Origin of the sequence: Chelativorans xinjiangensis (assembly GCF_009812055.1) — a bacterium.
Taxonomy (GTDB): Bacteria; Pseudomonadota; Alphaproteobacteria; order Rhizobiales; family Rhizobiaceae; genus Chelativorans; species Chelativorans xinjiangense.
On record NZ_WQNH01000004.1, the window covers coordinates 108,329 to 133,174 of the forward strand.

General features: G+C 65.8%; 20 protein-coding genes and 1 tRNA gene. 13 read left to right on the top strand and 8 right to left on the bottom strand.

Features of this window, described 5'->3' with window-relative positions:
- Positions 1–2: 2 nt before the first annotated feature.
- Complete coding sequence (ehuC, locus tag GM910_RS04750) at positions 3–725, bottom strand: ectoine/hydroxyectoine ABC transporter permease subunit EhuC (RefSeq protein ID WP_159586370.1); 723 nt, start codon at positions 723–725, stop codon at positions 3–5.
- 251 nt (positions 726–976) lie between these two features.
- Positions 977–1,834: an ectoine/hydroxyectoine ABC transporter substrate-binding protein EhuB gene (gene ehuB, locus GM910_RS04755; RefSeq protein WP_246225851.1), complete on the bottom strand. Its 858-nt coding sequence runs from the start codon at positions 1,832–1,834 to the stop codon at positions 977–979.
- A gap of 225 nt (positions 1,835–2,059) precedes the next feature.
- On the opposite strand from ehuB, the gene GM910_RS04760 reads away from it, so the two are divergent.
- The 11 genes from GM910_RS04760 (at position 2,060) to GM910_RS04810 (ending at position 18,600) form a co-directional block, all read left to right on the top strand.
- A complete protein-coding gene (locus tag GM910_RS04760; RefSeq protein WP_159586371.1) occupies positions 2,060–3,244 on the top strand; it encodes a M24 family metallopeptidase in 1,185 nt (394 codons plus the stop codon).
- 177 nt (positions 3,245–3,421) lie between these two features.
- Positions 3,422–4,579, top strand: coding sequence for an acetylornithine deacetylase (gene argE / locus GM910_RS04765; protein WP_159586372.1), 1,158 nt, complete (start codon positions 3,422–3,424; stop codon positions 4,577–4,579).
- A gap of 7 nt (positions 4,580–4,586) precedes the next feature.
- Positions 4,587–5,285 (top strand): GntR family transcriptional regulator, encoded by a 699-nt coding sequence (locus tag GM910_RS04770; RefSeq protein WP_159586373.1) that lies wholly within the window; start codon positions 4,587–4,589, stop codon positions 5,283–5,285.
- A 98-nt stretch (positions 5,286–5,383) separates the two neighbouring features.
- Positions 5,384–7,885 (top strand): heavy metal translocating P-type ATPase, encoded by a 2,502-nt coding sequence (locus GM910_RS04775; RefSeq protein ID WP_159586374.1) that lies wholly within the window; start codon positions 5,384–5,386, stop codon positions 7,883–7,885.
- A gap of 205 nt (positions 7,886–8,090) precedes the next feature.
- Positions 8,091–8,681, top strand: coding sequence for an ANTAR domain-containing response regulator (locus GM910_RS04780; protein WP_159586375.1), 591 nt, complete (start codon positions 8,091–8,093; stop codon positions 8,679–8,681).
- A gap of 8 nt (positions 8,682–8,689) precedes the next feature.
- A complete protein-coding gene (locus tag GM910_RS04785; RefSeq protein WP_159586376.1) occupies positions 8,690–9,928 on the top strand; it encodes a CmpA/NrtA family ABC transporter substrate-binding protein in 1,239 nt (412 codons plus the stop codon).
- Positions 9,929–10,578: 650 nt separating this feature from the next.
- On the top strand, positions 10,579–11,853 hold the full coding sequence (locus GM910_RS04790; protein ID WP_159586377.1) for an MFS transporter: 1,275 nt from the start codon (positions 10,579–10,581) through the stop codon (positions 11,851–11,853).
- 28 nt (positions 11,854–11,881) lie between these two features.
- A complete protein-coding gene (nirB, locus tag GM910_RS04795) occupies positions 11,882–14,329 on the top strand; it encodes a nitrite reductase large subunit NirB (RefSeq protein WP_159586378.1) in 2,448 nt (815 codons plus the stop codon).
- A gap of 5 nt (positions 14,330–14,334) precedes the next feature.
- Positions 14,335–14,670: a nitrite reductase small subunit NirD gene (gene nirD, locus GM910_RS04800; protein WP_159586379.1), complete on the top strand. Its 336-nt coding sequence runs from the start codon at positions 14,335–14,337 to the stop codon at positions 14,668–14,670.
- A 63-nt stretch (positions 14,671–14,733) separates the two neighbouring features.
- A complete protein-coding gene (locus tag GM910_RS04805) occupies positions 14,734–15,585 on the top strand; it encodes a formate/nitrite transporter family protein (protein WP_159586380.1) in 852 nt (283 codons plus the stop codon).
- 9 nt (positions 15,586–15,594) lie between these two features.
- Positions 15,595–18,600 (top strand): nitrate reductase, encoded by a 3,006-nt coding sequence (locus tag GM910_RS04810; protein ID WP_159586381.1) that lies wholly within the window; start codon positions 15,595–15,597, stop codon positions 18,598–18,600.
- A gap of 87 nt (positions 18,601–18,687) precedes the next feature.
- On the opposite strand, the gene radC is transcribed toward GM910_RS04810, so the two are convergent.
- Together radC and map are read right to left on the bottom strand one after the other, a co-directional pair.
- A complete protein-coding gene (radC, locus tag GM910_RS04815; protein WP_159586382.1) occupies positions 18,688–19,446 on the bottom strand; it encodes a RadC family protein in 759 nt (252 codons plus the stop codon).
- Positions 19,447–19,482: 36 nt separating this feature from the next.
- Positions 19,483–20,310: a type I methionyl aminopeptidase gene (gene map / locus GM910_RS04820; RefSeq protein ID WP_159586383.1), complete on the bottom strand. Its 828-nt coding sequence runs from the start codon at positions 20,308–20,310 to the stop codon at positions 19,483–19,485.
- Between the two features lie 219 nt (positions 20,311–20,529).
- Here map and GM910_RS04825 point away from each other — a divergent pair, with 219 nt between their 5' ends.
- Complete coding sequence (locus tag GM910_RS04825; RefSeq protein ID WP_246225852.1) at positions 20,530–21,423, top strand: lipid kinase; 894 nt, start codon at positions 20,530–20,532, stop codon at positions 21,421–21,423.
- Positions 21,424–21,497: 74 nt separating this feature from the next.
- Here the strand turns inward: GM910_RS04825 and sfsA are convergent, their stop codons facing one another.
- The 3 genes from sfsA to GM910_RS04840 all read right to left on the bottom strand — a co-directional run bounded on the left by sfsA (position 21,498) and on the right by GM910_RS04840 (position 23,130).
- Positions 21,498–22,235 carry a DNA/RNA nuclease SfsA gene (sfsA, locus tag GM910_RS04830; protein ID WP_159586384.1) on the bottom strand — a complete coding sequence of 246 codons (738 nt, stop codon included), beginning with the start codon at positions 22,233–22,235 and terminating at the stop codon, positions 21,498–21,500.
- Positions 22,236–22,511: 276 nt separating this feature from the next.
- On the bottom strand, positions 22,512–22,859 hold the full coding sequence (locus GM910_RS04835) for a hypothetical protein (RefSeq protein ID WP_159586385.1): 348 nt from the start codon (positions 22,857–22,859) through the stop codon (positions 22,512–22,514).
- A 100-nt stretch (positions 22,860–22,959) separates the two neighbouring features.
- Positions 22,960–23,130, bottom strand: coding sequence for a hypothetical protein (locus GM910_RS04840; RefSeq protein WP_159586386.1), 171 nt, complete (start codon positions 23,128–23,130; stop codon positions 22,960–22,962).
- Between the two features lie 159 nt (positions 23,131–23,289).
- On the opposite strand from GM910_RS04840, the gene GM910_RS04845 reads away from it, so the two are divergent.
- Positions 23,290–23,365: transfer RNA gene (locus GM910_RS04845), tRNA-Glu, on the top strand.
- 233 nt (positions 23,366–23,598) lie between these two features.
- Here the strand turns inward: GM910_RS04845 and GM910_RS04850 are convergent.
- Entirely contained in the window at positions 23,599–24,540 is a 942-nt protein-coding gene (locus tag GM910_RS04850; RefSeq protein WP_159586387.1) for a YcbK family protein, read from the bottom strand.
- Between the last annotated feature and the right edge of the window lie 306 nt (positions 24,541–24,846).

A 24,846-nucleotide genomic window follows, 5' to 3' on the forward strand; every position in this document is an offset into this window, starting at 1 on the left:
GTCTACCTCCCCCGTGCGATGCCGCGTGCGGCGAAGGTTTCGAGCGTGCGCATGCCGACGGTGATCAGCACCGAAAGGGCCAGATACACGACGAGCACGATGGTGAATATCTCGATCGTGCGGAAGGTGGTCTGGTTCATCTGTTGCGCCTTGAAGGTCAGATCAGAGATCGTGATCAGCGAGACCAGCGCTGTCGCTTTCAAGAGTTCGATGAACAGATTGCCCCACGGCGGGATCATGGCGACGAAGGCTTGCGGCAGGATGATGCGCCTGAGCGCCAGGGCCCGCGGCATGTTGAGTGCAACGGAAGCTTCCCACTGGCCGCGCGCCACCGCGTTCACCGCCCCGCGCACCACCTCTGCGCCGTAAGCGCCGACATTGAGGCCCAGCGCCGTGATGGCGACGGTCATCGGGTCAAGGTTGACGCCGAAATGCGGCAGCACGAAAAACAGCCAGAAAAGCTGCACCAGCGCCGAGGTTCCGCGGAACACCTCGATATAGGCGACCGCCAGCCAGCGCAGCGGCAGCGGCCCGTACATCTTGGCCATGGCGGCGATCAGCGCCATGACGACGGCGAGAAGGCAGCCGCCGATCGTGATCTGAATGGTGATCGCGGCGCCTTGCAGAAGGCCTGGAATGAATTCGCGGAAACCGGCGAAGCTCGAGACCGCCAACCCTGCGGTGAAGAAGACGATCGCGCAAACCGCGAGCGGACGAAGCTGCATCGCGAGAACCCCTCAACCCCCACTACAGCGCCGTGCGTCCCTTAGGACGCACAAAGGACGCTGTAAGTTATTGAATCTGTGCATCGTGCTTTCCGAAAACCGATACGGTTTTCGGGCCGATGCACTGGCGGAAGCGTATATAGCCCCCGCCGTCCGGCCCCGTATTTCACCCTCCGCAGGAGCCTTATGCGGATCTGCCTGCCGACGCGCCGCCCCTGGGGAGGCGCGCCGGTCCCTGGGCTGGAGGCGCGTCATTCGCCGGCGCAGAGTTCCTCGGTGGTCTTGTTCGGCAGATAGCCTTCGCCGAAGCCGAACTGGGAGACGAGCTCGATATGCTCCTCGGTGCCGATGAACTCCTTCAAGTGTTTGTTGAACTCCTCGTAGAGGGCCGTGTCCTCGGGCCGGAAGGCGAAGCCGCCATGGCCCTTCACCGATTCCCCGGCCACCTCGCCGAAGGGCTCGGTCGATTCCACACCCTCGTTGTTGTCGGCCATGCGGGCGATCGAGTTGGCGGTAAGCGCTGCCGCGTCGGCGCGCCCGGCCCGGACGGCGCTGACGAGGCTCGACTGGTCCGGCAGGATGACGAGCTGATCCTGCGGGACACCCGCCTTTTCCGCATAATCGGCTTCGACGGCGCCGGCCATCACGGCGAGCGTCAGGTCGCCGCTTTCGGCGATGGTGCCATAGTCGACGATGTTCTTCGGGTTGCCATCGGCTACCAGGAAGGCCTGGCCGATGCCGTAGGAAGGTTCGGAGAACTGCACCTGCTCACAGCGCTCGGGCGTGATGAACATGCCGGCGGCGATCATGTCGAAGCGCCCCGCCTTGAGGCCGGGGATGAGCGAGCCGAATTCGGTCAGCACGCCGTCCACCTCGTTGATGCCCATCTTGGCCAGAATGGCCTTGGCCACTTCCGGCGCCTCGCCGGTCAGCTTGCCGTCCGGCGTGGCAAATCCATAGGGGGCTTCATTGGCGAATCCGACGCGGATATAGCCGGACTCCTGCGCCTGCTCCAGCGCGTCCTGCGCGACTGCCGTGGTGGCGGCAGTGCCGAGTACGGCGGCGACGGCCCCCAGCGCCACCATTCCTTTCAGAACCGAGCGTCTCATGATCTTTCCCCTTGTTTTTCGTGAAAAATGAAATTGCTGGCCGGATGTGCCTGATGTATACATCATCATGCGGATCGAGGGGTTGTCAACGGCCTTAGGTCAGGCTTCAGGTCTCACGAGAGTTCCCGAACATTTCAGACAGTAACATTTGTGCACAACTCGGCCGCGGTCGCGGGTGTGGCGCTTCCAGGAGCGCCGCGAGAATGGCACGGTTCCGGAGGTAGCATGCCCGCATCCCATTTGCCCTTCAGCATCCAGGAATACGCGAACCGGCTGGACAAGACCCGCCGGGCGATGGAAGCGAAAGGGATCGATATCCTGTTCGTCGAGGACCCCTCCAACATGGCGTGGCTCACCGGCTACGACGGCTGGTCCTTCTATGTCCATCAGGGTGTTCTGGTCTTCAAGGATGACGACCCCATCTGGTGGGGCCGCTCCATGGACGGCAACGGCGCCGTACGCACCTGCTACATGTCCGACGAGCGGGTGCTGCGCTACCCCGACCACTACGTGCAGGCCAACACGCTGCACCCCATGCAGCATCTGGCCGAGGTCATCCGCGCCCATGGCTACGCCAATAAGCGCATCGGCGTGGAATTGGAGAACTACTATTTCTCGGCCAAGGCCTACCTGGTGCTGCACGAGGAGTTGCCGGACGCCAAGTTCGTGGATGCCACCGGGCTGGTCAACTGGCAGCGCGCGGTGAAGTCGGACGAGGAGCTGGTCTTCATGCGGCGCGCCGCCCGCATCTCGGAAAAGATGATCGACGGCATCGTCGAGCGCATCGAGCCGGGCATGAAGAAGAACGACCTGGTGGCCGAGATCTACGGCGACGCCATCCGCGGCGTCGACGACGACTGGGGCGAGTACCCGGCCATCGTGCCGCTCCTGCCCACTGGCTCCGACGCCGCCGCCCCGCATCTGACATGGGACGGACGGCGTTTCGAGCAGGGCCACGCGACCTTCTTCGAGATCGCCGGCTGCTACCGCCGCTATCACACGCCCTTCTGCCGCACGGTCTTCCTCGGCACGCCACCGCAATACATGCTCGACGCGGAAAAGGCGCTGGCCGCCGGCATCGAAGCAGGCCTCGACGTGGCGCGGGCCGGAAACCGGGCAGGGCAGGTGGCCGAGGCCCTCTACGGCGAACTGGAAAAAGCCGGCATCGGACGCGACGGGCGCTGCGGCTATTCCATCGGCATCTCCTACCCGCCGGACTGGGGCGAGCGCACCATCTCCTTCCGCCGCGAGGACGAGACAATCCTCGAGGCGGGCATGACCTTCCACTTCATGCCCGGCCTGTGGATGGCCGACTGGGGGCTTGAGATCACCGAGAGCATCCTGATCAAGGAAGAGGGGCCGGCCGAGGCGTTGTGCAAGCGGCCGCGGGAACTGATTGTGAAGGATTGAGGTATCCTTTGGTTGGACGCGCCGGCCCCCTCTATGCAGCGCACCTATCTCCCCCTTGGTGGGGGAGAAAGCGATTTCAACATCTTAGCTGGAGCAGCGGAAGCTAAGTGTTAGAAATCGCAAGAGAGGGGGCTTCTCGCGCCGACCGGCCGGACATCGCGAACATCAAGACAGCCCATGCCCGACATCGCACACACCAAGCAAATCCTCGCCGACCTCGTGGCCTTCCCGACGGTCTCCGCCGACAGCAACCTCGCGCTCATCGCCTACGCGGCGGAAATCCTGAGCGATGCCGGCGCCCGCATTTCCATGCACCATGACGAGACGGGCGCCAAGGCCAACCTCTTCGCCACGCTCGGGCCCGAAGGCGACGGCGGCATCGTGCTGTCTGGCCATACCGATGTCGTCCCCGTCGACGGGCAGGAATGGACCGGCGACCCGTTTACCCTGCGCGAGGTGGACGGCCGGCTCTACGGTCGCGGCACCTGCGACATGAAGGGATTCATCGCCTGCTGCCTCGCCATGGTGCCGGTCTTCGCCCAAAAGCCCCTGAAGCGGCCGTTGCACTTCGCCTTCACCTATGACGAGGAGGTGGGTTGCTTCGGCGCCCGCGCCCTGATGGAGGAACTAAAGCGCGCCGCAATCCGCCCCGCCGCGGCCATCATCGGCGAGCCGACCTCGATGCGCATCATCGAGGGGCACAAGGGCTGCTACGAATACACGACCGAGTTCCGCGGGCTCGAGGGGCATGGTTCCGATCCGGACCGCGGCGTCAACGCCGTCGAGTATGCGGTGCGCTATGTCTCGCGCCTGATGGCGCTCGCCGAGGAGCTGAAGGCGCGGGCGCCGGCGGAAAGCCGCTTTCACCCGCCCTGGACGACGCTGCAGGTGGGTCTTATGCAGGGCGGCGCGGCGCGCAACGTGATTCCCGGCCATTGCAAGGTGGAGTGGGAGATGCGGCCGGTGCAGGAGGGGGACGCGGGGTTCGTGAAGGACGATATAAAGGCCTATATCGACCAGGTTCTGCGCCCGGCGATGAAGATCGTCTCCGAGGAGGCCGACATCGTCACCCATGTGGTGGGCGAGGTGGAGGGGCTGGAGCCGGTCGCCCAATCGGAGGCACGGCGCATCGTCTCCGAACTGACGGGACTGACGGAGGCGGAAGTGGTGGCTTTCGGCACCGAGGCCGGCCTGTTCCAGAGCGCCGGCATTTCCGCCGTCATCTGCGGCCCAGGCTCGATCGAAGAGGCGCACAAGCCGGACGAGTTCGTGTCCGTCGAGCAGCTTGCCGCCTGCCTCGGCATGCTGGAACGGCTGAGGCCCAGGCTGACGTGAGGGAGCGATGAGCAGAGGCGGCGAGGCGCGTGCCCGTTTCGAGCGCATCTACCGGACGCTGCGCCAGCGTATCTGCCTGCTCGATTATCCCCCTGACCGCCGCCTGCGCGAGGAGGATCTGGCGGAGGAGTTCAAGACCAGCCGCACGCCTATCCGCCGCGTCCTGGCACGGCTGGAGGACGAGGGGCTCCTGCGCTCCGTCCATGGCGTCGGCACCATCGTCACCGACATCCATATCGATGACCTGCAGCAGGTCTACCAGCTCCGCGTGGAACTCGCCGAACTCGTCGGCAAGCTGTCGCCGGTGCCGCCGGACCGGCGGAAGCTGGAGGAGTTCCGCCAGCTCATGGCGCGAGGCGAGGCACTGGTCGCCCGGCCCGACGCGCGCGAGTTCGCCCGCCTCAACATGGAGTTCTTCCACCTCCTGATGGATCTCACCGCCAACGAGCCGCTGCGCGAGATTTCCGAGCGGCTCTACTATCAGACGACGCGCAACTGGCTGAAGACCGCCTCGCGGCTTGCCCAGTACCGGGAAATGCTGATGAACGAGATCTTCTTCTTCCAGCGCGAGATGACCGACACGGTGGCGGCCATCGAGATCGGCGATCTGCGCGTCGTCGGCCACATCAGGCGCTCCCATGTGGCGATGAGCTTCGCCCGGCTCTACGCGGAAGCCCATCCTGCCCTCCAGGAGGGGGAACGCTAGGCCTGGCGGACCGTTTTGCCGCCGAGGTCGTTTCAGGCTTGACCTTCCAGTAACTGGAAGCCCTATCTGAGCGGCGCGATGCGATTCCGGAGAGCCCAATGGAACAAAAAACACACGACACCGCACTTGCCGACCAGACGGGACACGACCACACGGGGTCCAACCAGGCGGAGGTCGTCCGCGACCCGGTTTGCGGCATGACGGTCGATCCGTCGAAGGGCAAGCCCAGCCTGGAGCATGCCGGACATATCTACCATTTCTGCAGCGAATCCTGCCGCAACCGCTTTGCCGCCGATCCCGAGGCCTACCTGACGGCCAAGGATCCGGTGTGCGGCATGGATGTGGAGCGCGCGACGGCGCGCCATTTCCACCGCCACGAGGGCGAGGGCTATTACTTCTGTTCCTCCGGCTGTGCGGAGAAATTCACCGCCGAGCCAAAGCGCTATCTGGGCGACAGGCCGGCGCCGGAGCCGATGCCCAAGGGCACGAAATACACCTGCCCGATGCACCCGGAAATCGTCACCGACCAGCCGGGAAGCTGCCCCCTCTGCGGCATGGCGCTGGAGCCCATGGGCGTGCCCACCGGCGAGGAGGGCCCCAATCCGGAACTGATCGACTTCACCCGCCGGCTTTGGGTCAGCGCCATCCTGACCATGCCGCTGGTGGTCATCGCCATGGGGCCGATGCTGGGCTTGCCCGCGCGGCAATGGATCGGCGAGCCGGTGGCCGGCTGGCTCGAGCTCCTGCTGGCGACGCCGGTGGTGTTGTGGGCGGCCGCGCCCTTCTTCCACCGCGGCTGGCAGTCGATCGTCAACCGCAGTCCCAACATGTGGACGCTGATCTCCATCGGCGTCGGCGCCGCCTATGGCTACAGCGTCGTTGCAACGCTTTTCCCGGAAGTCTTCCCGCATTCCTTCCGCACGCATGAAGGCACCGTGCCCGTCTATTTCGAGGCCGCGGCGGTGATCGTCACGCTCATCTTCGTCGGCCAGGTGCTGGAGCTGAAGGCCCGCGAACGCACAGGCTCGGCCATCCGCGCGCTCCTCGACCTGTCGCCCAAGACCGCGCGGCTGATCGGCGCCGACGGCAAGGAGGCGGACGTGCCGCTCGATGAGGTGCAGGTGGGCGACCTCCTGCGCGTGCGGCCGGGCGATTCCGTGCCGGTCGACGGCGTGGTGGAGGAGGGCCGCTCATCCCTCGACGAATCCATGATCTCCGGCGAGCCCCTTCCGGTGGAGAAAGAAGCCGGCGACCCGCTCACCGGCGGCACGCTCAACAAGAACGGCACGCTGGTCATGCGCGCCGAGCGGGTGGGCAGCGAGACCATGCTTTCCAAGATCGTCGACATGGTGGCCGCCGCCCAGCGTTCGCGCGCGCCGATCCAGGGGCTGGCCGACCGGGTGGCGGCCTGGTTCGTGCCCACGGTGGTGCTGGTCGCCATCGTCGCCTTCATCGTCTGGGCGATCTTCGGGCCGCACCCGAGCATGATCTTCGCCATCGTCTCGGCGGTCTCCGTGCTCATCATCGCCTGCCCCTGTGCGCTGGGGCTGGCCACGCCCATGTCGATCATGACGGCCACCGGCCGCGGCGCCCAGGGCGGCGTGCTGATCCGCGACGCGGAGGCGCTGGAGCGTTTTGCGCGCGTCGACACGCTGGTCGTCGACAAGACCGGCACGCTGACCGAGGGCCGGCCGAAGCTGACCGACGTGGTGACGGCCGAGGGCATCGGGCGCGCCGAGCTTCTGTCGCTGGCCGCCAGCCTTGAGCGCGGTTCGGAGCATCCGCTTGCCGAAGCCATCGTCGAGGGGGCGGAAGCCGAGGGCGCCACGCTTGCAAACGCCGTCGACTTCGAGGCCGTCACCGGCAAGGGCGTCTCGGGCGTGGTGTCCGGCAAGCGCGTGGCGCTCGGCAACGCGGCCATGATGAAGGAACTCGGCCTCGATCTCGGGCCGCTCGCGGGCCGTGCCGAGAGCCTGCAGGCCGAGGGCAAGACGGCCATGTTCGTCGCCCTCGACGGCAAGGCGGCCGGCATCGTCGCCGTCGCCGACCCCATCAAGGAGACGACGGCCGGGGCCATCCGCGCCCTGCACGATCTGGGCCTCACCATCATCATGGCGACGGGCGACAACGAGCGCACCGCCCGCGCCGTGGCCGAAAAGCTCGGCATCGACGATGTGCGCGCCGACGTCCTGCCGGAAGACAAGAAGGCCCTCGTCGACGAGTTCCACGCGCGCGGCGCCAAGGTTGCCATGGCCGGCGACGGCGTCAACGACGCGCCGGCGCTCGCCGCTGCGGAAGTCGGCATCGCCATGGGCACCGGCGCAGACGTCGCCATGGAAAGCGCCGGCATCACGCTGGTGAAGGGAGATCTGACGGGCATCGTCAGGGCGCGCAAGCTCGCCCGCGCGACGATCCGCAACATCAAGCAGAACCTCTTCTTCGCCTTTGTCTACAACGCCGCCGGCGTGCCCATCGCCGCCGGCATCCTCTACCCGGTCTTCGGCACGCTCTTGTCGCCGATGATCGCGGCGGCAGCCATGAGCCTGTCGTCGGTCTCCGTCATCGGCAACGCGCTGAGGCTGAGACGCCTGCGCCTTTAAGCCCCGACCCGCGTCATCCCGGAAGTCGGAGCGAAGCGGAGACTGTCCGGGACCCATTCCGGAATGTGGAAGACTCACGGAATGGATCCCGGACAAGCCTTCGGCTTTCCGGGATGACGGCGGATATTGGTGGGGCTGACCGCCGGAAATGCATGCGCCTAATTTTCGGCATTGCACAATCATTGTGCATGCGCAAAATAGAGGCATGCCGCCCCGTTCGCTCTCCGTCCTGGTCATCGACGAAAACACCCTGCGCGCCGCCATCATCGAGGCTGGGCTGCGCGAGGCCGGGCATGAGCACGTCACCATCGTGCACGACGTCAACGGCATCGCCCAGCGCATCGCCGAGATTGAGCCCGACGTCATCGTCATCGACCTGGAAAACCCCAACCGCGACATGCTGGAGAACATGTTCAACCTGTCGCGCGCCGTCAGGCGGCCGATCGCCATGTTCGTCGACCAGTCCGATCAGAGCGCCATCGAGGCGGCGGTGGATGCCGGTGTCTCGGCCTATGTGGTGGACGGGCTGAGGCAGGAGCGGGTGAAGCCTATCGTCGACATGGCCATCAGCCGCTTCAACGCCTATTCGAAGCTTGCGCGCGAATTGGAGGAGGCCAAGAGCGCGCTCGAAAACCGCAAGCTGGTCGACCGTGCCAAGGGCATTCTCATGCGCTCCAAGGGGATTTCCGAGGAGGAGGCCTACACGCTGCTCCGCCGCGCGGCGATGAACCAGAACCGCAAGATATCGGAAATCGCCCAGAGCCTGATCCTGGCCTCCGGGCTGCTCGACGAGTGAGGCGCGTAATGAGCGAACACCACATCACCGCCGGGTTCCTGCCGCTCCTCGACAGCGCCATCCTGGTGGCGGCGCGCGAGAAGGGTTTTGCAGCAAGCGAGGGCGTCGACCTGACGCTGGTGCGCGAGACCTCCTGGGCCAGCATCCGCGACCGCATCGCCGTCGGCCATTTCGAGGTGGCGCACATGCTGGCGCCCATGCCGATCGCCGCCAATCTCGGCCTGACGCCGATGCGTCTCGACCTCATTGCCCCGCTGGCGCTCGGCCTTGGCGGCAACGCCGTCACCGTCAGCAACGCCCTGTGGCGAGCGATGGAGGAAGCCGGTGCTGCCGGCCCGGACGACCCGGCGGCGGTTGGGGCCGCGCTCAGGAAGGTGATCGAAGACCGGCGAGGGCAGGGGAGCGACAGGCTGCGCTTCGGCGTCGTCCACCCCCATTCGGGGCACAATTTCGAGCTGCGCTACTGGCTCGCCGCCTGTGGCATCGATCCCGAGCGCGACGTCGACATCACCGTCGTGCCGCCGCCGCTGACGGCAGACGCCATGGCCGCCGGCCGCATCGACGGCTTCTGCGTCGGCGAGCCGTGGAACAGCGTCGCCGTGGCGGCCGGCCATGCCCGCATCGCCACGGTCAAGGCGGCCATCTGGAGGTCGAGCCCGGAAAAGGTGCTTGGCGTGCGGGCCGACTGGGCCGTCGCGCACAGCGATACGCTCGCCCGCCTCTTGCGCGCGCTCTACCGCGCCGCCGCCTGGTGCGGTGAGGCGGAGAACCACGAGGAACTGGCGGCGATCCTTTCCGGCGAAGCCTATCTCGGCCAGCCGGCGAAGCTCCTCCTCGGCGCCCTCGACGGGCGGCTGGAGACGGGTGGCGGCATCCACCGCTTTGCCGATTTTTTCCTGCCGATGGAGAAGGCGGCGACCTTTCCCTGGCAGAGCCATGCGCTGTGGTTCTATTCGCAGATGGTCCGCTGGGGTCAGGTCCCTCACGGCGAGACGAACGCGGAGAAGGCGCGGGCCTCCTTCCGCCCCGACATCTACCGCGCCGCCCTCGGCCCCCTCGGCGCGGCACTGCCCGCCGCCAGCATGAAGGTGGAGGGCGCGTTGACGGCCCCGACACCCGTCGGCGCAACCTCCGGCCGGCTGATCCTCGGCCCCGACGGCTTCTTCGACGGGGCGGTGTTCGACCCGGCAGAACTGGACGGCTATATCTCCGGGCAGAGGTCTGCTGGCGCCCGCCAACGGCCTTGATTTTTGACCATGGTGGTGGCGTGTCGACGCTCAGGCATGTGTCCTCGGCTCAAGCCCCATAGGCGCAAACATAAGCCTCGTCATCCCGGCCGAACGAAGTGAGAGCCGGGATCCATTCCGTGACGTCGACGTTCCGGAATGGATCCCGGACAGCCTGCGCCCTGCGGGCTTCGGCTTCCGGGATGACGGCGTAGGGAAATTACGCGCCCCAAAGCCTTGATTTAGCGCCTATGGGGCTTGAACCGAGGATCCATGCCTGAACGGCCGCAGCTACAAAAATGGTTGAGCAAAAAGGCCTTCGCCTAATTCATAGGCATCCAGCACCCATGCCTAAAATTTGATCGCTGCGCTGCAGCATTATTCACCACTGCCTGCGGCTCCAGCAAAACGCCGTACACGGTTCCACAAAGCAGCCCATTGAAAATAAACGATTCTTATTTCCGCTTCCGAGTTGGCACGCCTCGTGCATAGCTAAAGGCGGGTCCAGAGGGGACACCAAAAACAAGCGTCCAATGAAGGGCGCTGAGGCAAAGCTGCCGATCAGAGATCGCCGCCGTGACCGCGGGCAGGCGATTGCTGGCCGGCAGCTTTTCTTTTTTGCAGCAACGAAAACCTCAGCAGAGGCACGAGCAGTTGGATTGGAACAGCCGATGACCGCATCAACGCCAGCCGCACCAATTGACACCACGCCGGGCCGCGCCCTTACCATGTCCACCGTCGCCTTCACGGTCTGTTTCGCCGTGTGGACGATCTTTTCCATCATCGGCGTGCGCATCAAGGACGATCTGGGGCTCTCCGAGACCCAGTTCGGCCTGCTCGTCGGCACGCCGATCCTCACCGGCTCGCTCGTGCGCATGATGCTCGGCATCTGGACCGACCGCTACGGCGGCCGCCTCGTCTACACCGCCACCATGCTGGCCTCGGCCCTTGCCACCTTCCTGCTCTCCTTCGCCCACACCTACACGATGATGCTCGTCGCGGCCCTCGGGGTCGGCATCGCCGGCGGTTCCTTCGCCGTCGGCGTCGCCTATGTCTCGCGCTTCTATCCGGCACAGAAGCAGGGCACCGCGCTCGGCATCTTCGGTGTCGGCAACGTGGGCGCTGCGGTGACCAAGTTCCTCGCCCCCTTCGTGCTCATCGCCTGGGGCTGGGCGGCCGTCGCGCAGGTCTGGGCTCTGGTGCTGCTCGTGATGGCCGTGGTCTTCTGGTTCACCACCGGCGACGATCCGGTGATCCGCGCCCAGCGCGCCGGCCAGCTTCGTCCCCGCAGCTTCGCCTCGGAGTTCGAGCCGCTCAGAAACCTTCAGGTCTGGCGCTTCGCGCTCTACTACTTCTTCGTCTTCGGCGCCTTCGTAGCGCTTGCCCTGTGGCTGCCGCGCTACCTGATCGGCGCCTACGGCTTCGACATCAAGACCGCCGGCATGATCGGCGCCGCCTATTCCATCCCCGCCTCGGTCTTCCGCGCCTATGGCGGCGCCCTGTCCGACAAGGCAGGCGCGCGCACGGTCATGTACTGGACCTTCGCCGTCTCGGCCGTCTGCACGGCTCTCCTGTCGATCCCGGCGGCCGACTACATGGTGCAGGGCATCGACGGCCCCAAGACCTTCCATTTCGAGATCGGCCCCTGGGGCTTCGTTGTCCTCATCTTCGTGCTCGGCTTCTTCATGAGCCTCGGCAAGGCCGCCGTCTACAAGCACATCCCCGTCTACTATCCGCAAAATGTCGGCGCGGTGGGCGGTCTCGTCGGCATGATCGGCGGGCTCGGCGGTTTCGTCCTGCCGCTTCTGTTCGGCTACCTCAACGACCTCACCGGCCTGTGGACGAGCTGCTTCATGGCGCTGTTTGTCATCATTGCCGTGTCGCTCGCCTGGATGCACCTCGCCATCCGCCGGATGGAGCGGGCTACCCAGATGCAGCCGGCCTGAAACCGCCCGCGAAAGGGAAAGGATATCCATGACTGAGAAACTCGTCGTCGTCGGCGCCGGAATGGCCTCCGGGCGCATGCTCGAGCACCTGTTCGAGGCCGATCCGGGCGCCTTCGACGTAACCCTCTTCGGTGCCGAGCCGCGCGGCAACTACAACCGCATCATGCTCTCCCCGGTGCTGGCGGGCGAGAAGACCTATGAGGAGATCGTCACCCACGATGCGGGCTGGTATGCGGCGAACAACGTCGACTGCCGCTTCGGCGGGACCGTCACCAGGATCGACCGCAAGGCCAAGCTCATCGTCTCCGGCGATCGCGAGACGCCGTACGACAAGCTGGTGGTCGCCACCGGCTCCGCCCCCTTCATCATCCCCGTCGCCGGCAGGGATCTGCCGGGCGTCATGGCCTTTCGCGACCTCGACGACGTCAACGCCATGGTTGCGGCGGCCGGGAAGCCGAATGCCAGGGCAGTCGTCATCGGCGGCGGCCTCCTGGGCCTTGAGGCGGCCGCCGCCCTGCGCTCGCGCGGCATGGAGGTGGTGGTGCTGCATCTGATGGGCCATCTCATGGAGCGCCAGCTCGACCCCGCCGCCGGCTATCTCCTGCAGAAGGAACTGGAGGGCAGGGGGATAAAGATCCACTGCAAGGCGCAGACCAAGGCCGTCCTCGGCGACAGCCATGCCGAAGCCGTGCTCCTTGAAGACGGCACGATCTACCCCGCCGACATTGTTGTCATGGCCGTCGGCATCCGGCCGGAGACCCGCATCGCCGTCGATGCCGGGCTCTATGTGGAGCGCGGCATCGTCGTCAACGACCAGATGGTCTCCTCCGACCCCGACATCCTGGCCATCGGCGAATGCGTGGAGCACGAGAACATCTGCTACGGCCTCGTCGCCCCGCTCTACGATATGGCCAAGGTGGCGGCCAGGACGCTTGTCAAGCAGGACGCCGCCTTCCGCCCCGTGGAGACGGCGACGCAGCTCAAGGTCACCGGTGTCAGCCTTTATTCCGCCGGCGACTTCGCCGATGGCGACGACCGCGAGGAGATCGTGCTGCGCGACGCCAGTGCGGGCATCTACAAGCGCCTGGTCTTGAAGGAGAACCGCATCCTCGGCGCCGTCCTCTACGGCGAGACGGCCGACGGCTCCTGGTTCTTCGACATGCTCAAGAAGGGCACCGACGTCGCCGAGATGCGCGACACCCTCATTTTCGGCCAGGCCTATCAGGGAGGGGGTCAGCTGGACCCTATGGCGGCCGTTGCAGCCTTGCCGGATGATGCGGAGATCTGCGGCTGCAACGGCGTGTGCAAGGGAAAGATCGTCGGCACGATCACCGAGAAGGGCCTGACGACGCTCGACGCCGTGCGCGCCCACACCAAGGCCTCCAATTCCTGCGGCACCTGCACCGGGCTCGTCGAGCAGCTGATGCGGCTCACCCTGGGGGACACCTACAACCCGGCCGCAGTGCAGCCCATGTGCGGCTGCACAGACCTCGGCCATGACGACGTGCGTCGCCTCATCAAGGCGAAGGGGCTGAAGACCATCCCCGCCGTCATGCAGGAGCTGGAATGGAAGACCTCCTGCGGCTGCGCCAAGTGCCGCCCCGCGCTCAACTACTACCTTGTGGCCGACTGGCCGGACGAATATGCCGACGACTACCAGTCGCGCTTCGTCAACGAGCGTGTGCACGCCAACATCCAGAAGGACGGTACGTACTCGGTGGTCCCGCGCATGTGGGGCGGGGTGACGAGTTCGAAGGAGCTGCGTGCCATCGCCGATGTGGTCGACAAGTTCAACATCCCCACCGTCAAGGTCACCGGCGGCCAGCGCATCGATATGCTGGGCATCCAGAAGGAGGACCTGCCGGCCGTCTGGGCCGATCTCGGCAAGGCCGGCTTCGTCTCGGGCCACGCCTATGCGAAGGGCCTCAGAACGGTGAAGACCTGCGTCGGCTCCGACTGGTGCCGCTTCGGCACGCAGGATTCGACGGGCTTGGGCATCCGCATCGAAAAATTCATGTGGGGCTCGTGGACGCCGGCGAAGGTGAAGATGGCCGTCTCCGGCTGTCCGCGAAACTGCGCCGAGGCAACCTGCAAGGACGTCGGCGTCATCTGCGTGGATTCGGGCTTCGAGATCCACTTCGCGGGGGCGGCCGGCCTCGACATCAAGGGCACAGAGGTGCTGGGCCTCGTCAGATCGGAAGACGAGGCGCTGGAGCATATCGTGGCGCTCGTCCAGATGTACCGCGAGCAGGGACGCTATCTGGAACGCATCTACAAATGGGCCAAGCGCGTCGGCATCGAGGAGATCCGCCGCCAGATCATGGAGGACGCTGACAAGCGCAAGGCCTATTTCGACCGCTTCGTCTTCTCCCAGAAATTCGCCCAGGTGGACCCCTGGTCCGAGCGCGTCTCGGGCAAGGACAAGCACGAGTTCAAGCCCATGGCCGAACTGGGCTTCCCACAGGCAGCGGAGTGAGCGGAATGAGCGACTGGATCGAGATCGGCAGGCTCGACGACATCCCGCAGCGCGGCGCGCGCTGCGTCAACACACCCATCGGGCGGATCGCCGTCTTCCGCACCGCCACCGACGACGTCTACGCCATCGAGGACCGCTGCCCGCACAGGGGCGGCCCCTTGAGCCAGGGCATCGTGCACGGTGCGGAAGTCACGTGCCCGCTGCACAACTGGGTGTTTTCGCTGGAAACCGGCCTTGCCCAGGGCGCCGACGAAGGTGCCGTGCGCACCTTCGCGCTCAAGCGCGACGGGAGCCGCATTTTCATGGACGCAACGATGATGATGGCGATCGCGGCCGAGTAGGCGCCCGCCCGATTCCCGCCGCGCTGCCGGCATCCCACCCCCAGCCAACCCAGGAGACCGACAATGGCCTATGTCGTACCCACGGAATTCGTCACCAAGATGATCGATGCCGGCGAGGCGAAGGTCTTCATGTCGACGCGCGATACCCTGATCCGCGCCTTCATGGCCGGCGCCATCCTGGCGCTCGCCGCCGCCTTCGCCATCACCATCTCGGTCCAGACCGGAGAGCCGCTGGCGGGCGCCATCCTCTTCCCGGTGGGCTTCTGCCTGCTCTACCTCCTGGGCTTCGACCTTCTGACGGGCGTCTTCACCCTCGTGCCCCTCGCGCTGATCGACAAGCGCCCGGGCGTTACTTTGAATGGGGTGCTGCGCAACTGGAGCCTCGTTTTCGTCGGCAACTTCGCCGGCGCGCTGCTCGTCGCCCTGATGATGGCGATCACCTTCACCTACGGCTTCACGACGGAGCCGAACGTCGTCGGCCAGAAGATCGGCACCATCGGCGAAGGCCGCACGATCGGCTACGCGGCTTACGGCGCGGCCGGCATGCTCACCCTCTTCATCCGCGGGGTCTTGTGCAACTGGATGGTCTCGACCGGCGTCGTGGCGGCGATGATGTCGACCTCCGTCTCGGGCAAGGTCATCGGCATGTGGATGCCCATCATGCTGTTCTTCTACATGGGCTTCGAGCATTCCATCGTGAACATGTTCCTGTTCCCCTCGGGCCTCATGCTCGGCGGCAACTTCTCGCTCATGGACTATTTCATCTGGAACGAGATCCCGACGGTGGTCGGCAACCTCGTGGGCGGCCTGGCGTTCGTCGGCCTGACGCTCTACTCCACCCACGCCCGCACCGGTGCCAAACGCGCCGCACCGGCGGGCGACATGGTCGCTTCCGCCCGCGTTCCGGCGGAATAGGACGGCGCGATGACGCAGACAGCCGGCCTCGCCACGAGAACCACTTGTCCGTATTGCGGGGTCGGCTGCGGCGTCCTGGCGGCTCCCCAGCCCGACGGCTCGGTGTCGATCAAGGGCGATCCCGATCACCCGGCCAATCTCGGCCGGCTCTGCTCGAAGGGCTCCGCCCTTGCCGAAACCCTCGGCCATGAGGAGCGGCTGCTTTACCCGGAGATCGGCGGCCGCCGCGCCGGCTGGAACGCCGCTCTCGATCTGGTGGCGCAGGAGTTCGCGGCGGCGATCGCCGGGCACGGCCCCGATTCCGTCGCCTTCTATGTCTCTGGCCAGCTTCTCACGGAGGACTATTACGTCGCCAACAAGCTGATGAAGGGTTTTGTCGGCTCGGCCAACATCGACACAAACTCGCGGCTCTGCATGGCCTCCTCGGTCGCCGGCCATCGCCGCGCCTTCGGTTCCGACACGGTGCCGGGAACCTACGAGGACCTGGAACTGGCCGACCTCGTCGTGCTCACCGGCTCCAACCTCGCCTGGTGCCATCCCGTGCTCTATCAGCGGCTGGCCGCCGCCAAGGAAAAGCGCCCCGGGATGAAGGTGGTGCTCATCGACCCGCGCCGCACCATGACCGCCGACATCGCCGACCAGCATCTGGCAATCGCGCCGGATGGCGACGTGGCGCTCTTCGCCGGCCTGCTGCGCTACATCGCCGAAAAGGGAGTTGTTCGAGGAGATTACGTCGAAAAGCATACAACCGGCTTCAACCAGGCATTGACTGCTGCCGGGCACCTGACGATAGACGAAGTGGCCGCGTCCACCGGCCTCCAGCCGTCCGAGATCGAAGCGTTCTACCGGCTCTTCATCGAACGCGAGCGCACGGTCACCGTCTACAGCCAGGGCGTCAACCAGTCCGCTTCCGGCACGGACAAGGTGAACGCCATCCTCAACTGCCATCTGGCCACCGGCCGCATCGGCCGTCCGGGCATGGGCCCGTTCTCCGTCACGGGCCAGCCCAACGCCATGGGCGGGCGCGAGGTCGGCGGGCTCGCCAACATGCTGGCCGCCCATATGGACCTCGAGAACGGCTCTCACCGCGACCTGGTGCAGCGCTTCTGGCGCGCCCCGCGCATGGCGGAAAAGCCCGGCCTCAAGGCCGTGGAAATGTTCGAGGCCGTGGCCGACGGGCGCATCAAGGCGCTGTGGATCATGGCCACCAACCCCGCAGATTCGCTGCCCGACGCGGACGCCGTGGAAGCGGCACTGAAGGCCTGCCCCTTCCTCGTTGTCTCCGATATAGCGGCCGAGACCGATACGCTGCGCCACGCCCATGTGAAGCTGCCGTCCACGGGCTGGGGCGAAAAGGACGGCACGGTGACGAACTCCGAGCGCCGCATCTCCCGCCAGCGCGCCTTCCTGCCGTCGCCGGGCGAAGCGCGGCCGGATTGGTGGCAGGTTGTCGAAGTGGCGAGGCGCATGGGTTTTGGGCAAGCCTTCGCCTATGCGGACACGGCCGAGATCTTCCGCGAGCATGCGGCGCTTTCGGCACTGGAAAACGATGGCACGCGCGACTTCGACATCGGCGCCTGTGCGAGGGTCGATGCGGCGGAATACGAGGACTTGCAGCCGTTTCAATGGCCGGCGCCCGTCGCCACCACCCCCCTCTGCCCTGCCGGACATCTCCCCCACAAGGGGGGAGATCGGCTGTCACTACGACCTTCGCCAATCACAGACGTCGCAGAAATGGCGGGAAGCGCGAAGCTGCCAGTCTCCCCCGTTGAGGGAGGGCTATCGCATATGGATTCTGAGTCCTTGATGGTACCCCCACCCCTCACCCCTCCCCTCAAGGGGGAGGGGGGCGAAGCCGTACTCGACCTGCCTCCCTCCCCCTTGAGGGGAGGGATTGAGGGTGGGGGTTCCGGCGAAGCCGGCAAAGACGACTCATATGCGATAGCCCCGCCCCTTGAGGGGGAGATGCCCGGCAGGGCAGAGGGGGTTACCTCGCGCTTCTTCGCCAACGGCAACTTCTACACCCCCGACCGCCGCGCCCGCTTCATCGCCGTCGCGCCGCAGGCACGACGGGTGACCGACGCCGACTACCCCATGGTTCTCAACACCGGCCGCGTCCGCGACCACTGGCACACCATGACCCGCACGGCCAGGAGCGCCCGGCTTTCCGGCCATATGGCCGAGCCCTATGCCGAGATTCACCCCGAAGACGCCGCGCGCCTCGGCATCGGTGAGGCAGCATTGGTGCGGGTGGCAAGCCGCCACGGGGCCGTCCTCGTGCGCGCGCTCGTCTCGTCGAGGCAGCGCCGGGGCTCCGTCTTCGTGCCCATGCACTGGACAGACCAGTTCTCCGCCATGGGCCGCGTCGACGCGCTGGTGCCGTCCGTCACCGACCCTCATTCCGGCCAGCCCGCCTCGAAAAACGTCGCCGTCCGCATCGCCCGCTTCGAAGCCGAATACTACGGCTTTGCCGTCTCCGCCTCGCCTCCCGCCACCGACGGGCTCGACTATTGGGCGCTGGCGCGCAGCAAGGGCGGCTGGCGCCTGGAGCTTGCCGATGGCAAGCCGCTGGAGGCACCCGAGGCCCTCCTGCGCCGGCTCCTGTCCCTTGCCCAGCACGGCGTGGAGATCATCGCCTATCACGATGCGCGCCAGGGCAGCCACCGCATGGCCGCCTTCGACGGCGAACGGCTCCTCGGCGCCCTCTACCTCTCAAGGACGCCTGTCGCCGCCTCGCGCGGCTTCGCCGTCGTGCAGCTCGGTGAGCCGCACCCCGACCCGCGCTCCCGCTACCGCGTCATCGCCGGCAGGGCAGGGGCCGACCGGCCGGACCCCGGCGCCATCGTCTGCTCCTGCTTCGGCGTCGGCGCCAACCAGATCGCCGCCGCCGCCCGCGCCGGCTGCACAAGCGTGGCGGCCGTCGGCGAGGCCCTGCAAGCCGGCACCAACTGCGGCTCCTGCCGGGCGGAGATCAGGGGGATCGTGGAGGCGAACCGGGCGGTCGCGGCGGAATAGTGAGTGGTGAATAGTGAATAGAGAGTAGTGGGTGGGCGAAATTGCCCGTCGCTACTCACTACTCACCATTCACTATTCACTATTCACTCATATCAACTGCAGCCCCTTCATGCTGGCATGCCCGTCCTTGCCGATGATGATGTGGTCATGAACGGTGATTCCCAGCGGCTCGGCCGTGGCGATGATCGTCCGCGTCATCTCGATGTCGGCACGCGAGGGCGTCGGATCGCCGGAGGGGTGGTTGTGGACGAGGATGATGGCGCTGGCGGAAAGCTCCAGCGCCCGGCGCACCACCTCGCGCGGATAGACCGGCGTGTGGTCGACCGTGCCTGTCTGCTGGCGCTCATCGCGGATGAGCAGGTTCTTCTTGTCGAGGAAGAGGATGCGGAATTCCTCGCGGGCCTCGTAGGCCATGGCCGCGCGGCAATAGTCGAGCACCTGTGCCCAGGAGGAAAGCACCTCCCTGCCGCGCACCTCGGCGCGAAGCATGCGCTGGGTGAGGGCGGCGATCAGCTTCAGGTCGCGCGCCGCCGCCTCGCCGATGCCGGAGACTTCCTTCAGGCGGTGCTCGGGCGCGCCCAAAACCTCGCCGATCGAGCCGAACCGTTCGAGAAGCGCCTTGGCCGGCCCCTTGGTGTCGGCGCGCGGCACCGAGCGGAACAGCATCATCTCCAGAAGCTCGTAGTCCGATAGCGCGTCGCTGCCGGCCTCGGCGAAGCGCTGACGCAAGCGCTCGCGGTGGCCCTCATAGTGCTTTTTCTGCCCGGCCGCCTTGCCCGCCTTCGCCTCTTTGCCCGCGGGCTGAAACGCGCCCTCGCCGAAGAAACCCCGTTCGTCTTCCCCCATGATAGCCGCCTCTGCCCCAGTCCCTCGGGCAGAAGTCTACGAGGCGAGGCCCGGCCGGTCCAGCCCTGTCGGCGACAACGTGAAGATCTCGCAGCCGTTTTCGGTGACGCCGACCGAATGCTCGTATTGCGCCGAAAGCGAGCGGTCGCGGGTGACCGCCGTCCAGCCGTCCGACAGCACTTTCACATGCGGCCGGCCGAGGTTGATCATCGGCTCGATTGTGAAGATCATGCCGGGCCGCATCTCCACCCCCTCGTTGGGGCTGCCGTAGTGCAGGATGTTGGGGGCGTCGTGGAAGAGCCGCCCGACGCCATGGCCGCAGAAGTCGCGCACCACCGAGCAGCGCTGGCTCTCCGCGTAGGACTGGATGGCAGCGCCTATGGCGCCGGTGCGCGCGCCCGGCTTCACCGCCGCCACGCCGCGCATCAGGCACTCGTGCGTGACCTCCAGAAGCCGCTCGGCGGCACGCTTGATCCGGCCGACCGGGTACATGCGGCTCGAATCGCCGTGCCAGCCGTCGAGCACATAGGTCACGTCGATATTGACGATATCGCCTTCCTTGAGCGGCTTGGCGTCGGGGATGCCGTGGCAGACCACGTGGTTGACCGACGTGCAGGAGGACTTCGTATAGCCGCGGTAGTTGAGCGTGGCGGGAATGGCGCCGTGGTCCATGCCGTATTCGAAGATGAAACGGTCGAGTGCGTCCGTCGTCGCCCCCGGCTCGACGATGTCGGCGAGCGCGTCGAGGCAGCGGGCGGTGAGCCGGCAGGCCTTGCGCATGCCTTCGAAGCCCTCTTCGCCGTAGAGGCGAATCTGGCCGGTGTTGCGCAGGGGTGCCGCGTCGGCGTCAAGGTAAGTGACCATCAGCTTCCATCTCGATCAGGCGATCGGGCGCGATCGCGTCCGCAATGATGTGGCACCCTATCACGAAAGCTTCAACCCCGGCACCGGCTTTGGGTGAGGGGCTCACCTTGTTACGAAGATTTAATGGAGGAACGTGCTCAAGCACGCGCCGAGGCTGTCGAAATCCGCGGCTAGGGGTCCTATCTGCGCAACCTGAACCTCTTGCCGCAGAGTTTCCCGATGAAGATGAAGAAGAAGATCACCACCCGGCGCGCACTTCTGCTTGTCAACGCCAAGGCAAGGCGCGGGCGGGAATCGGTCGAACCGGTCATCGAACGGCTTCAAACCGGGGGGCTGGCGGTGACGGTGGAGCCTTTCGAAGCGCTGCCCGAGATCGCCCGCGACATCGTGCGCCTGCGCACCATGGCCGATCTCGTGGTCGTGTGCGGCGGCGACGGCTCCGTATCCTCGGCGGCGATGGCGGTCATGGAAAGCGGCCTGCCGATGGGCATCATCCCCATGGGCACGGCCAACGACCTCGCCCGCACGCTGGAAATCCCCCTGGACCTGTTAAGGGCGGCCGATGTCATCGCCGAAGGCCATGCGCGCCCGATCGACGTCGGCACAGTCAACGGCCACGCTTTCTTCAACGTCGCCAGCATCGGCCTCAGCACCGAGCTTGCCCAAGGCCTCGATCCGGCGCTGAAGCGGCGCTTCGGCCGGCTGGGCTATGCGCTGGCGGCGATCAGGGTGCTGACGAAAGCCTCCCGCTTCCGTGCCCGGATCACCGAGAAGGGCATGATGACGGAGGTCGAAACCTACCAGATAGCCGTCGGCAACGGCCGGCATTATGGCGGCGGCAACGTGGTGGAGGAGACGGCGGAGATCGACGACGGCCATCTCGACCTCTACAGCCTGGAGATGTCCAACCTGTGGAAGCTGGCGCTGATGCTGCGCTCCTTCCGCTCCGGCAGGCATGGCGCCTGGCAGGAGGTGCGCACGGCGCGCTGCGTGGAGTTCGACATCGAGACGAAGAAGTCGCTGCCGGTGAACGCCGACGGCGAGATCGTCACCGCGACGCCGGCGCATTTCAAGGTCCACCCCAAGGCGATATCGGTCTTCGTCGCGGCGTGACGGCACGGCGTCACTGTATCCCGAAAAGTGGATACCGGTTTTCCGTCCGCAATTGCGAAAAACGCCGAGTTGGATCAGGTTATCGATTCCTTGAAACGAAGAACTGATCCAAGGGCTTCCATCTTCATCAGTCGATCGGGCACGATCGCCTCCGCGCTGACGCGGCACCCGATCACGAACGCTTCGACCCCGGCGCTATGCGCCATGGCGAATGCGGCCGCATAAGCGGGGTCGAGGTCGTCGCACAGGCGGAAGCGGTGGCAGTCGCCCCGCTGCACCACATAAACCATGATCGCGCGGGCGCCGGCCGCCCGCATCGCCGCCAGCTCCTCGAGATGGCGCGTGCCGCGCGCCGTCGCCGTGTCGGGAAACTCCGCCAGCCCCTCCTCGCGCATAAAATGGACGTTCTTCACCTCCACATAGGCCGGCGGGCGCTCGGGATGCTCCAGGAGGAAGTCGATGCGCGAGCGCTCGCCGTAGCGCTGCTCGGGCCGGATGACGGGATAGGTGCCAAGGTCGTCGATCAGCCCGGCGCCGATCGCCTCGACAGCCAGCTTGTTGGGCAGGCCGGTGTTGATGCCCACCAGCGTTCCGTCCGCCTCCACCACCTCCAGCGTATGCGCGTATTTGCGCTTCGGGTTGGCGGATTTCGAAAGCAGGATGCGCGAACCGGGATCGGTCAGGCCGAGCATGGAACCGGTGTTGGGCACGGCCACGGTAAGCGCCGTGCCATCGGCCAGCGTGACGTCCGCCAGGAAGCGCTTGTAGCGCCGCACCAGACGCGCCTCGATCAGGGGGGAGGGGAAGTTCATGGGCCAGCGACCGTCCGGCGGAGTTGGGTGGATGCACGACCGCAATCGCGACCCGCATAATACGGGGTTTTCATAACGGCCCATGCCGGCCGCGTCGAGTGCCCGCAGGCTCCTTCGGCTTTCCTCCTGCCAAGAAGGCGAAAGCGCGTTTGCAATGGGGCTGGGAAAAACGCGTTCCGGAAAAACGGAAAACTCCTCCGAGTTTTCCGTTTCCTCCGGGCTCCTATTGCAACCCTTGCTCAGTCGACGTCGGGAAAGTGTGATCCCTACCGGATCCTAGTTGGAAGCGAGCGCCAGCTGGCAAGCCTGCGCCAGCTCGCGGTTCGGCTTTTCGGCACCAAGTGGCGTTGCCCATCCAGCCTTCTCGATAATCGAGCGGCGGCTATAGGAACTCGCTTTCTCCAGTTCGGCGAGCACAGCGGTGGCTTGCGGGTCGTTCTGCGAGCGGTTGACGCAGTATGGCGTAAGGGTCGAAGCGACTGCCGTAATCGAGGCCTCGCTGGCCATTTCGCGGGCGGTACCTCCGGTAACCCACCCACCCCAGGTGAAACCGACAACAGCAAGGGCGACAGCGCCGACGACCGCTCCATAGAGTGCCGGTTTTGTCCACTCGGGGATGTTCATGATAGTTCCAATCTTGAATCCTAGGCCGACGCCTATTCGCTGGCCACTCACTCATCTTAACACGGAAAGTTACAAGCAGAAAAATTATGTGATAAGTAATTCAGGCGGCAGCCGAAATGTTTAGGTCGTGTTTCGGCAGCTTGATGCGCTGGGCCTTCAGCGCGTCCTCGCCGAAGCCGTCGATACCCTCGGGCGCCGCCTTCTCCACTCCTTCACCGGCGGCTGCAAGTTCGCCGCACGCTGTCCCGCCGTGATGGACCGTTGCCGCCACGAGGTGCCGCCTTCCTTCGACGCAGATGGGCGCAGCGTGAAGTGCTTCCTATATGAGGCCTGAACGCATATCGCGCCCGGAGCGAAAAAGTCCCCGGGTGCCCAAGAACACGGCTTGCCGGAGCGGGCGAAGCTCTCTATAAGGCGCCTCGTCTTGCCTGCGCCCATCGTCTAGCGGTCTAGGACGCCGCCCTTTCACGGCGGAAACACGGGTTCGAGTCCCGTTGGGCGTGCCATGCATTCCATTTTTCCTGGAAATTCAGCGACTTAGAGCAGTTCAAGGAGCTGCAGCCGGACGGCATGGTGGTCAAGGACCACCATGCTGGAAGCTTACGTCTAGTGGTGCGATCCTGACAGATGGTACCCATCTGTCAGGACAAATCGCCCCACCAGACCAATAGCTTGTGGGCTGACTTTTCCAAACGGATGGGTACCATCTGTTTGGGTCAGACCACTAGCAACCTTTCGCCTACTTCTTGCCCCGGCAGTTCCAGTTCCAGTCGCGCTCCGGCCCGACATCCACGTGAACAGACTTTGTGTGGCAATAGGTGCCCACGCCGCCACGGCCCGGCAGCGCGCGGGTGAAGCGCGCCAGCTCCCATTTGCTGATGCCCTCGACCTGGATGTCGGCAGCGGCGCAATACATGTGCATGGAGTTGCGCGCGCCGCGCACGCGCCTGTTGTACTCCCGGCTGCGGTAGCCGGAGGTGACGAGGACGCGCTTGCCGTAATGGCTCTCGATGGTCTTCAGCATGCGCATCAACCCTGGCTTGAAGCAGGAGACGTCCACGCTCTCGCGCTGCTTCAGAAGCCCGTTCGGCGCCAGGCGGGCAAGTCCCGCGGCCGAGGCCACCTCGTAGGTGCCTACCTGCTCATAGAGGTCGAGGTCGCTGGTGTCGTCGATATTGGATTTGCGGACGATCTCGAAAAGCTCTTCTCTCTCGCGCACGCCGGGCAGCGCGTCCATGCTGAATGAGGCGCGCACAGGGGTCGCCTCGGTGTTGGAGGCAAGGTTGATGATCGGTTTTTCTTCCTTCGCGTCCGGCTCATTGGTCTCGGCCGTCTCGGTAGCGGCTTTTTCGTCGCTCTGCGCCATCGCCGCCGCGATCGGGCTCTTCTTGGCCGGTGCCGCCTCGGCGGGCGAGAAGAAGGCGGAGAGGAAGCCGCGCCTCTTGGCGGCCGTATCGTCCTCGGTCGCCGCCGGCGTTTCGGCTACCTGTTCTTCCTGCTGCTCGCCGGGCGTCTCCCCGGCTTCGGCCACCTCCGGCTGCTCGGTCTCCTCCGCTGCCGCCTGCTGCTCTTCGGGCTGAGCTTCCGCTTCGGCTGCCGCCGCCGTTTCCGCTTCCTCCTTGGCCGCGGCCTCCGTTCCCGGCCGCGGCGAGGGGCGCACGGCCGCCGTGCTCGCTTCCATGGCCGCCTGCAGCGGGCTGACGCTGTCTTCGCCGGATGATGTTTCGCCGGATGATGTTTCGTAGGAGCCGGGGGCCAGGCCCAAAGGCGCATCGGAGGATGCCGAGCACGAAGCCGCAAGCGCACAGGCGATCACCACCCCCAGAGCGTGCCACCTCACCGAATCGGCAAATTTATTTTTTCCAGCCGAAGCCGGATCACTGGCAAACAAAAAGCTTTCCTCTCCGGCAAGCGGTTCTGCGGACCAGGCGCCGCATGCGTCGCTCAAACTCCCCCGACGCACCCTGACAATATGCGAGTGGTAGCG